Origin of the sequence: Synechococcus sp. R55.7, from assembly GCF_047461955.1 — a bacterium.
In the GTDB taxonomy this organism is placed as follows: domain Bacteria; phylum Cyanobacteriota; class Cyanobacteriia; order Thermostichales; family Thermostichaceae; genus Thermostichus.
In genome coordinates this window covers 1-8,796 of record NZ_JANSIC010000113.1, presented here as the reverse complement: position 1 = coordinate 8,796, position 8,796 = coordinate 1, and the positions used below count along the sequence as shown (strand labels likewise).

The window sequence follows — 8,796 nt, the reverse complement described above, 5'->3', positions numbered from 1 at the left end:
GCCTCTGCTGCTTTTTTGGCCAGCTCATCTACTGTGAAGTAGCGATGAAATTTATCCGTCACGCGCAACCAAGGGGAACGGCAGCCTTCTTTGCGATAGCGGGTAACGAAGCCTTTTTCTACCAGCTCTGCCACGTGCTGATAAGCACCTTGACCGCGCAACTCCACCAAATCGGCTTGCGAGAGCGGGCCACGCAGAATGATTGTAGCCAGGGTACGGGTAGCACCCACCCCAATTTCAGGGGGTAAAAGCTGGTTGGCCAGCTCCAAAAACGGCTCCCGCAACTGCAGGGCAAACCCCTCCTCCACCTGTAGGACTTCCAGGGCAGAATCGCGATGGGCATAGTCTTCCATTAATTCCAGCAGCGCATCGTAGGCTTCGTCGCGACTGCAATGGGCCAACTGGGCCAGGGCGGATAGCTCCAGGGGCTGCCCTTTTAAGTAGAGGATCGCTTCGATCTGATTTTTCAGGGCCAAGACACGCTCCCTCTGACCTTGCCTTTCCGCCAACAAGGGATGCGAAATCGACTTAAGAGAACGCGGGGCCATTGCAACAAGGGATCCGCTCAACTTGCTCCGTAGCATAGCAGCAGTTCTAGGCTGAGGGATCCCTTGGCCAAGCGGGCCGGATCCATCCTCGCCTTCGAGCTAGAACCCTACCCCTGATGCCACCACCATCACCACCACCGCCGCAAAGATAATCAAGGCGTAAAACTGGGCCTTGCCGCTCTCCAGGTATTTCATCGCCTCGCCGCTCACCATGGTCACCAAGCCCGTCAGGTTGACCACACCATCCACAATGCGGCTGTCCACCTCCAGCGCCTCCCGTGCCACGAAGCGGGTGCCCTGCACAAAGACTCGCTCATAGAGGTCGTCAATGTACCACTTGTTGAGGGAGAAGTAGTAGAGCGGCTGCAGGCTTTGGGGGAAGGTGCCCGGGTCGATGCGCTTTTGCCAGTAGATCAAGCTGGCCAAGGTGATGCCGATCAGCCCAATGCCCACGGAGCTACCCGCCATGATCAGAAACTCTGCCCAATCGAAATGGCCCGCCAGCACCTCCTGCCACTCTGCTGCCACCAGCGGCAAAATCGAGCCTGCCTCCGCCACAGACTCAGTCGGTGGGTGGATGAAAGCTTCAAAGAAGTTGGCAAAAGGGGTACCCACCAGGCCAATCAGCACAGAAGGGACGGCCAGAGCCAACAGCGGGAAGGTCATCGACCAAGGGGACTCATGGGGCTCTGAGGCATGGGCATCTCCGTCGTGCAGGTTTTCGTGGGCTTCAGGATGGCTGCTGGGCTGGGGTTTTTCTTGAATGTTCATGGCTCCAGGGCCAAAGGCCGGTTGTTTCCCCGCAAAAACGTAGGCAAAAGCTGGCACAGGACGGCCCTGGCTGATGGCCACCTCCTGCCGCAGTCTCAGGTTGGTGCCGCGAAACTCCCCTTCGAAGGTGAGGAAATAGATGCGGAACATGTAGAAGGCGGTGATCCCGGCGGTGAGGAAGCCCACCCCCCACAGAGCTGGGTTCCGTTCGAAAACAGCGCCCAAGATCTCGTCTTTAGACCAAAAGCCGGCGAAGGGCGGGATCCCACAAATGGCCAACGTGCCGATCAAAAACGTGATGGCCGTAACCGGCATGTATTTGCGCAACCCCCCCATCAGGCGCATGTCTTGGGCCAAAACCGGGTCATGGCCGACCACCGCTTCCATGCCGTGGATAACTGAGCCAGAGCACAAAAAGAGCATCGCCTTAAAGTAGGCGTGGGTCATCAGGTGAAACAGGCCCGCCCCATAGGCGCCGCACCCCATGGCCATGACCATGTAGCCCAGCTGGGAAATGGTGGAGTAGGCCAAGCCTTTTTTGATGTCGTTTTGGGTGATGGCAATGGTGGCCCCCAAGAAGGCTGTGCCCGCCCCCGTCCAGGCGATGATGTCCATGGCCACCGGGATCCCTTCCAGCACCGGGAACATGCGGGCCAAGAGGAATACCCCAGCCGCCACCATCGTGGCTGCGTGGATGAGAGCCGAGATAGGCGTGGGACCTTCCATAGCATCCGGCAACCACACATGCAGGGGGAACTGAGCGGACTTGGCCACCGGCCCCAAGAACACCAACACCGCAAACAGGGCAATTAAGCTGCTGCTCACCGCTCCGGCAGCCAACATCTCCTGCAAGTTGCGCCCGATCTCGTTGAACGCGAAGGTGCCGGAAATCCAGTAAAAACCTAAGATGCCCAACAGCAGGCCGAAATCTCCCACCCGGTTGACCACAAACGCCTTTTGCGCTGCTTCTGCCGCCGCCTGCCGGTCGTGCCAAAAGCCGATGAGCAGGTAGGAGCACATCCCCACCAGCTCCCAGAAGATATAGATCTGCACCAGGTTGGGGCTGACCACCAAGCCCAGCATCGAGGAGCTAAATAAGCTCAGGTAGGCGTAGAAACGCACATAGCCGGGATCGTGGGCCATGTAGCCATGGGAGTAGATCTGCACCAGAAAGGCCACCGTGGTCACCACCACCAGCATCATGGCGCTCAGGTGATCCACGACAAAGCCCATGTCCACCGAGAAGGATCCCGCCTGGGCCCAGGTGATGGTTCTGAGGACGGTTTCGTGCCCTTGCACCTGGCTGACCAAAAGGGCAAAGGCATGAACCATCGCCGTCCCGGTCGCGAACACGCTCAAAAAGGCAGCCAAAGAGCGGTTGGCCCTTGTCCAGGCGTTGAACATCAGGATACCTAAGCCGAGGAGAAAGGCTGCCACCAAAGGATAGACGGGGATCAACCAGGCGTATGTGTAGATGAATTCCATGGGAAATGCTTCCGAATGCGTCCTCTCACAGCAACGAACCTGCTCTGCTAGCCCTGCAATTGGCCGGTGGGAGTGTCTGGTGGGCTGGCATTTGCTCAACTGCTTCTGCCATTGTAAACTTTTGCGACAGAGTGCGGATCCGGATCCCGAGCATCAAGTCCATCACAGCAGAGGCTTTTCCCAGAGATCAATCGGGATCCCCGCAGTTGAATCTGTAGATATCCTAAAGAATCGGCTCTGAGCCCAAGCTGACAGTCGCAAGCAAAAAGATGACAGGGATCCCTTGCGAGCGCTACAACGAAGGCTAGATCTACTGGCGGTCTGGAGAAACTACCCATGAGCTTGAACCTGGTGACCTTGGTGGGGCGAGCCGGCATGGATCCGGAGGTGCGCTACTTTGAGTCAGGCAAGGTGGTCTGTACTTTTAGCTTGGCGGTCAACCGATTCCGCAAAGGGGAAGACAAGCCTGATTGGTTTAACCTGGAGCTGTGGGGCCGCACTGCCGAGGTGGCGGGAGAGTATGTGCGCAAAGGCAGTCTTATCGGAGTAACGGGCAGACTGAAGTTTGATCGCTGGACAGACAAATCCACCGGAGAAGAGCGCCAGAGACCCATCATCGCTGTGGATCGCCTAGAACTGCTGGGATCCCGTCAAGACCGCGACTCCAACCTGCCCCCCGAAGAGCCGTTTTGACTTGTCTGGCCGGAGCCGGGCAACCTCAAGGTTTGGCTCTGCCCAAGCATCGCCTGCATTCCTGCACCACCTCTGTCAAATCCTGGCTGCACCAGGGATAGTCCAACGGGGGTCGGCGGATCACCCACAGAGGGATCCCCAGGGTTTTGGCCACCGCCTGCTTGATCCCCAGCCCACCTGCTTCCCCAGAAGCTTTGCTGATCACCACCTGAGGGCTGAACCGCTGCCAAAGCTGCAGTTCTTGCTCAAAGCTGAGGGGCAAGCGCATCCCGATCACCCGCTCGGCAGGGATCCCCGTTTGCACCGCTTGGGGAACCGATTCCGGCAGCACCCGTGCCCACAGTTGGCAGCGATCTTGCCAAGGTACAAACAGGGGCAGGGCCTTCACTCCCACCGTCAGCAGCACCCGCCGCCCCGCCAGCACCGCCTCTGTGAGCACCCCCTGCCAGTCCGGCACCACCTGGACCCAGGGATCCAGCTCCAGAGGAGGGCGTTCGTAGCGCAGGTAGGGGATCCCCAGTTGAGCCGTCACCTGGATGGCCAGTTGCGAGATTTGCTGGGCAAAAGGATGAGAGGCATCCACCACTACGCGGATCCGGCACTCTTGCAGGAATTGTTCCAGAGATGGCGGCGAAAATCGGGTGACCACCACCTGACCAGGCAAATCCTGATACAGTCTTCTGGCCCCTTCGGTGGTGACGGTTGCCACCCAAGGGATCCCCTGCCGGCTGAGGGCGTCGGCCAAGCTGCGGCTCTCGCTAGTGCCCCCGATCAAAGCCACTTCAACTGGACTACCAACTGAGCTCATGGTGTGTTGCCAAACTTTGACGCCCGTAGATACGATCAAGATCACCGGCTGGAGGCAATTGCTCATGATCGAGATGCATGTGGCTGGGATTGCGGTCGATGCCGTCAACCAAAACCCCATTGTCATCCTGCGCGATGGCAGTGAGCGTCGTGCCCTGCCCATTTGGGTGGGAAAAGCAGAGGCCAACGCCATTTTGCAGGCCCTGGACGACCAAAAGCCACTGCGCCCCATGACCCATGATCTCATCCTCAATTCCTGGAAGACGTGGGGGATCAAGCTGGAGCGAGTCATCATTCACGCGTTGCTGGATAACACCTTCTACGCGGTGCTCGTCACCGTGAATGGTGACAAAAAACAAGAGATCGACTGCCGCCCCAGCGACGCCATTGCCCTCGCTCTGCGGGCCCATGTTCCCATCTGGACGGTGGAAGAGGTCATTGCGGAAGCCTCGATCCCCATGAACCAGGATGCCGACGAGGCGGAGCGGGAGGCCTTTCGCAAGTTTGTAGAAAATGTAACCCCCAGAGACTTTATCCGCAGCTACCCCATGACCGACCATCCCACCGAAGCCGACAGTTAAGCAGCTAAGGCGGATCCCACCCCCAGGGATCCCGGCAGACAGGCCATGCCCCAGGTTGCCAGGTTAACGGTCTATCCCATCAAGTCCCTGGATGGGATCTCTTTGTCTGAGGTGAGGCTGACGGCGGGGGGGACTTTGGAGGGGGATCGGCGCTACGCCCTGGTGGATGCGGAGGGGAAGCGGGTAAACGGCAAACGCCATGCTGCAGTCCACCGCCTGCGTGCCCGGTTTGATCCCCGGTTGTGCCGGGTGCAGTTGTGGGGGGAGGGCAAGGCGGCTCAGTTTGACCTGCAGCAGCAGCGGGATGCTTTGCAGACTTGGCTCAGCGATTGGTTCGGTTTTCCGGTGCAACTGCTGGAGGAGCCTCTCAGGGGGTTTCCGGATGATCCCTATGCCAACGGCCCCACCCTGATCAGCATAGCCACTCTCGAGACAGTGGCCAATTGGTTCCCCGGCCTCACCCCCGAAGAGATGCGGCAACGCTTTCGCATGAATATCGAGCTGTCGGAATGTCTGCCCTTTTGGGAGGATCGGCTCTTTGCCCAGGCAGATCAAGGGGTGCGCTTTCGCATTGGGGAAGTGGAGCTGCTGGGCCTCAACCCCTGCGCCCGCTGTGTGGTGCCCACCCGGGATCCCCTGAGCGGAGAGGCCTATCCCGGTTTTCAAAAGCACTTCGTAGCGCAACGGCAGAAAACCTTGCCACCCTGGGCCGAAGCCAGCCGCTTTGACCATTTCTATCGCCTTGGGATCAATACGTGGATCCCGAGAACGGAGGCGGGCAAGCACCTGAGGGTTGGGGATCCCGTCGAAATCCTCGGGGTTGAACCCCTCAGCCTTTACCCTGAGCTGAATCGAACCCCAGGTTAGTTTCCGACCTACAATCAAGCTAGAGCAGCTCTTTTGGCTTGACCAAGCTATGCAAACCCTGGATCGGCCCAACGCCCCCACCCAGCAGCCCTACCCAGAACCGGTCTATCCCCGTCGCCCCACCCGTACGGTGGCCGTAGCCGATGTGTTGATCGGCAGCCAGCACCCGGTGGTGGTACAGTCCATGATCAACGAGGACACCCTCGACATCGACGCAGCAGTAGCCGGGATCCGCCGTCTGCACGAGGCGGGCTCAGAGATTGTGCGGGTTACCGTTCCCAGCATGGCCCATGCCAAGGCGATGGAGGCGATTCGGGAGAAGCTGATCCAAACCTACAAGCCCGTGCCTTTGGTAGCTGATGTCCATCACAACGGCATCAAGATCGCCCTGGAGGTGGCCAAATACGTGGACAAGGTGCGCATCAATCCAGGGTTGTTCGTCTTTGAAAAACCTCAGCCCGGTCGCACAGAATATACCCAAGCCGAATTTGAGGCCATCCGCAACAAAATCCGGGAAACTTTCACCCCCCTTGTCCAGACCCTCAAAGCCCAGAACAAAGCCCTGCGCATTGGGGTCAATCATGGATCCCTGGCAGAGCGGATGCTCTTCACCTACGGGGATACGCCTGAGGGCATGGTGGAGTCGGCCCTGGAATTTGCCCAAATTTGCGCCGAGCAAGACTTTCACAATGTGGTGCTTTCCTTCAAGGCCTCCCGCCCGCAGGTCATGTTGGCGGCCTACCGGCTGGCAGCCCGTCGCTTCGATGCCCTGGGCCTGAATTACCCCTTCCACTTAGGTGTCACCGAGGCGGGCGATGGAGAATATGGGCGCATCAAGTCGGCGGTGGGGATCGGAACCCTCTTGGCTGAAGGGATCGGCGACACGATTCGGGTTTCTCTTACGGAAGCGCCGGAAAAGGAGATCCCGGTGGCCTACGGCATTTTGCAAGCTCTGAACCTGCGCAAAACCATGGTGGAGTATGTGGCCTGCCCTTCCTGTGGCCGCACCCTGTTCAATTTGGAGGAGGTGCTGCAGAAGGTGCGCGCCGCAACCCAGCACCTGGTGGGGCTGGACATTGCCGTGATGGGCTGCATTGTCAATGGGCCGGGAGAGATGGCCGACGCCGACTACGGCTACGTGGGCAAGACGCCGGGGGTGATCTCTCTCTACCGCGGCAAAGAAGAAGTGAAAAGGGTGCCGGAATCGGAAGGCGTGCAGGCGCTGATCGATCTGATCAAAGCCGATGGGCGCTGGGTGGATCCCCCTTCTTCCCATTAACTCTGCTTCCCCCTCAAGAGGCGACCTGCCCAGCCATCCTGCCGCGCTCTTGCTTCGCTCAGAAACTGGCTAGTGGCGTTTGCCACGCAGGGCTTTGGCGCGGTTGTTCACCTGCCTTACAAACAGAGGCAGCAGGTGCGCCTGGATATATTCAAACGCTGCTTGTAGACCTTCTTTTTCGTAAACCAGGCCGATTTCCGCCTCAACCTGCGTGGGATCCCTGAGGGCCGACAAAAATTGATTGGAGGTCAGCCACGTGAAGAGTTCTGCGCGATTCAAGTCACAACTGGGCGGGGAAGGCACTTGCCAGTCTTGAGGTGGCCCAAGCAGCCACTGCCGGGCAAACAAGCTCAACACCGCATCCCCCAGCCAAGCCTTGTCGCGACGGGATCCCTCGTCCAATTGGGCCACCTGCTGTCTGATGGTCTGGCCGGTTGGGGAGAGATGGGATCCTGTCGGCATGGAAGTGGCAAGTGCGCAAGGACTGGCAGCAGACAAGCCCGGCGGCAAAGCGCCCCTGCCTCATTTTAAGATAGGGTCTGGCCCGTTGCAGATGGAGTGTGGCATTGTGAGGATCCTTGGAGCATGTTGTTGGAGCTAACCCCAGAAGAATGCGAATCGGTGATTCCGGTGGTGCCAACGCGCCTTCAGTATGCGGCTTACTGGAGCGATGCCCTCAAGAGCACGGGCCGCATCATCACGGCCATTTTGGTGGGCGTGGCGTTGCTGGTTCTTTCCCGCGCTTTCGGCGAGGGATCCTTTCTGGGGGCAATCGCCTTCCTGGTCGGGATTCTCTCGTTGCTCTATCCCTTCCTGTGGGGGCCGCTCTATACCATCTCCCGCCGTCAGCTAGCCTTTCGCGAGATTCCCTATGGGGGATTGTTTTTTGGGCAGGTGTTGCGCACTCGCCGCTACGAGGTGGTGGTGGAAGAGCGAGAAAAGCTGGATGAAGATGGCAACTTCTACATTGAAGAGGTGCGGGAGCGCCAGTTTGAGATGGAAATTGGCGATGAGACCGGAGTCGTCTATCGTGTGCGGGCCAAGGACGATCCCCGCTACAGGCGAATTGTCAAAAAGCAATCGGTGCTCGGGTTGGTGAAAGCCTATTCCCGCGATTTGCAGCGCCGGCCCACCTTGAGCGAGGTCTATGTGGTCAAGCTGGGGGAGTGGGTGGGAGATGTCTCCTATCTGGATCGGGAGGCTTTTTTGGATATGGCAGATGAGCTGTTGGAGCTACAGGCCCAAGGACAAGCTTGATCCCCTGGATCCCTGGTGTTCTCTGGGATGGAGGGGAAGGGATCCCTGCCTTTTTATTCTGAAACCTAAACGGCTGCCTATCCGGGAGCGCCGCTTTTAACGCTGGGTTAGCCGCATTATTGTACTGGCCAGGGGTAGGGTTGGGTAGTTTACTGTGGACTGGCGGGAGCTTTAAACTGAGGGCTGTAAGCTAAAAACAACTGCCATGGGCGATCCTCTCACCCCCCAAGTTAGCGAGCGCATCTGCAAGCACATGAACGAAGATCATGCCGATGCAATAGCCCTCTACGCCAGGGTCTTTGGCCAGGTGGAAGGAGTTACCCAAGCCCGCATGCAGGCCATTGACCCGGAAGGGATGGACTTGCGGGTGCAGGTCGACGGGGCCGTACAAACGCTGCGGATCCGCTTCGACCACCCCCTGCGGGACTCCGAGGACGCCCATCAAACCTTAATTGCCATGGTGAAGCAGGCTCGCGCTCAAGTTAAACAGGCTACAAAGTGATGAGAG

The 8,796-nt window shown here is 58.8% G+C and carries 10 protein-coding genes; 6 read left to right on the top strand and 4 right to left on the bottom strand.

Translation table 11 applies throughout. The features are described 5' to 3' along the window. Both scpB and NW820_RS07540 read right to left on the bottom strand, forming a co-directional pair. Positions 1 to 476: SMC-Scp complex subunit ScpB (gene scpB / locus NW820_RS07545; RefSeq protein WP_414407133.1), on the bottom strand; the 476-nt coding region annotated here is incomplete at its 3' end. A 171-nt stretch (positions 477 to 647) separates the two neighbouring features. Further along, positions 648 to 2,804: an NAD(P)H-quinone oxidoreductase subunit 5 gene (locus tag NW820_RS07540; RefSeq protein WP_414374369.1), complete on the bottom strand. Its 2,157-nt coding sequence runs from the start codon at positions 2,802 to 2,804 to the stop codon at positions 648 to 650. Positions 2,805 to 3,140: 336 nt separating this feature from the next. On the opposite strand from NW820_RS07540, the gene NW820_RS07535 reads away from it, so the two are divergent. Continuing rightward, positions 3,141 to 3,497, top strand: a complete 357-nt coding sequence (locus NW820_RS07535) for a single-stranded DNA-binding protein (protein ID WP_414407132.1) — start codon at positions 3,141 to 3,143, stop codon at positions 3,495 to 3,497. 25 nt (positions 3,498 to 3,522) lie between these two features. On the opposite strand, the gene NW820_RS07530 is transcribed toward NW820_RS07535, so the two are convergent. Beyond that, on the bottom strand, positions 3,523 to 4,371 hold the full coding sequence (locus NW820_RS07530) for a cobalt-precorrin-6A reductase (RefSeq protein WP_414407131.1): 849 nt from the start codon (positions 4,369 to 4,371) through the stop codon (positions 3,523 to 3,525). Between NW820_RS07530 and NW820_RS07525 the strand changes: the two genes are divergently transcribed. Genes NW820_RS07525 through ispG form a run of 3 tightly spaced genes read left to right on the top strand, consistent with a single transcriptional unit; the run spans position 4,370 to position 7,031 of the window. Then, entirely contained in the window at positions 4,370 to 4,885 is a 516-nt protein-coding gene (locus NW820_RS07525; RefSeq protein ID WP_011431791.1) for a bifunctional nuclease family protein, read from the top strand. The genes NW820_RS07530 and NW820_RS07525 overlap by 2 nt on opposite strands. Positions 4,886 to 4,930: 45 nt before the next feature. Next, complete coding sequence (locus tag NW820_RS07520; protein WP_414407130.1) at positions 4,931 to 5,752, top strand: MOSC domain-containing protein; 822 nt, start codon at positions 4,931 to 4,933, stop codon at positions 5,750 to 5,752. Between the two features lie 49 nt (positions 5,753 to 5,801). Next, the gene (gene ispG / locus NW820_RS07515) at positions 5,802 to 7,031 is read left to right on the top strand and encodes a (E)-4-hydroxy-3-methylbut-2-enyl-diphosphate synthase (RefSeq protein WP_414343922.1); all 1,230 of its coding nucleotides are present in this window, start codon (positions 5,802 to 5,804) and stop codon (positions 7,029 to 7,031) included. Between the two features lie 69 nt (positions 7,032 to 7,100). Here ispG and NW820_RS07510 read toward each other — a convergent pair whose 3' ends face one another. Continuing rightward, the gene (locus NW820_RS07510) at positions 7,101 to 7,493 is read right to left on the bottom strand and encodes a hypothetical protein (protein ID WP_414407129.1); all 393 of its coding nucleotides are present in this window, start codon (positions 7,491 to 7,493) and stop codon (positions 7,101 to 7,103) included. 123 nt (positions 7,494 to 7,616) lie between these two features. Here NW820_RS07510 and NW820_RS07505 point away from each other — a divergent pair, with 123 nt between their 5' ends. Further along, the gene (locus NW820_RS07505) at positions 7,617 to 8,288 is read left to right on the top strand and encodes a hypothetical protein (RefSeq protein ID WP_414355425.1); all 672 of its coding nucleotides are present in this window, start codon (positions 7,617 to 7,619) and stop codon (positions 8,286 to 8,288) included. A 205-nt stretch (positions 8,289 to 8,493) separates the two neighbouring features. Continuing rightward, positions 8,494 to 8,790 carry a DUF2470 domain-containing protein gene (locus NW820_RS07500; protein WP_011431796.1) on the top strand — a complete coding sequence of 99 codons (297 nt, stop codon included), beginning with the start codon at positions 8,494 to 8,496 and terminating at the stop codon, positions 8,788 to 8,790. Positions 8,791 to 8,796: the final 6 nt, after the last annotated feature.

Bases quoted from the DNA above. Each gene is read 5' to 3' on its own strand.
- NW820_RS07540 (WP_414374369.1), bottom strand. From the start codon at position 2,804: ATGGAATTCATCTACACATACGCCTGGTTGATCCCCGTCTATCCTTTG.
- NW820_RS07535 (WP_414407132.1), top strand. From the start codon at position 3,141: ATGAGCTTGAACCTGGTGACCTTGGTGGGGCGAGCCGGCATGGATCCG.
- NW820_RS07525 (WP_011431791.1), top strand. From the start codon at position 4,370: ATGATCGAGATGCATGTGGCTGGGATTGCGGTCGATGCCGTCAACCAA.
- NW820_RS07530 (WP_414407131.1), bottom strand. From the start codon at position 4,371: ATGAGCAATTGCCTCCAGCCGGTGATCTTGATCGTATCTACGGGCGTC.
- NW820_RS07520 (WP_414407130.1), top strand. From the start codon at position 4,931: ATGCCCCAGGTTGCCAGGTTAACGGTCTATCCCATCAAGTCCCTGGAT.
- ispG (WP_414343922.1), top strand. From the start codon at position 5,802: ATGCAAACCCTGGATCGGCCCAACGCCCCCACCCAGCAGCCCTACCCA.
- NW820_RS07510 (WP_414407129.1), bottom strand. From the start codon at position 7,493: ATGCCGACAGGATCCCATCTCTCCCCAACCGGCCAGACCATCAGACAG.
- NW820_RS07505 (WP_414355425.1), top strand. From the start codon at position 7,617: ATGTTGTTGGAGCTAACCCCAGAAGAATGCGAATCGGTGATTCCGGTG.
- NW820_RS07500 (WP_011431796.1), top strand. From the start codon at position 8,494: ATGGGCGATCCTCTCACCCCCCAAGTTAGCGAGCGCATCTGCAAGCAC.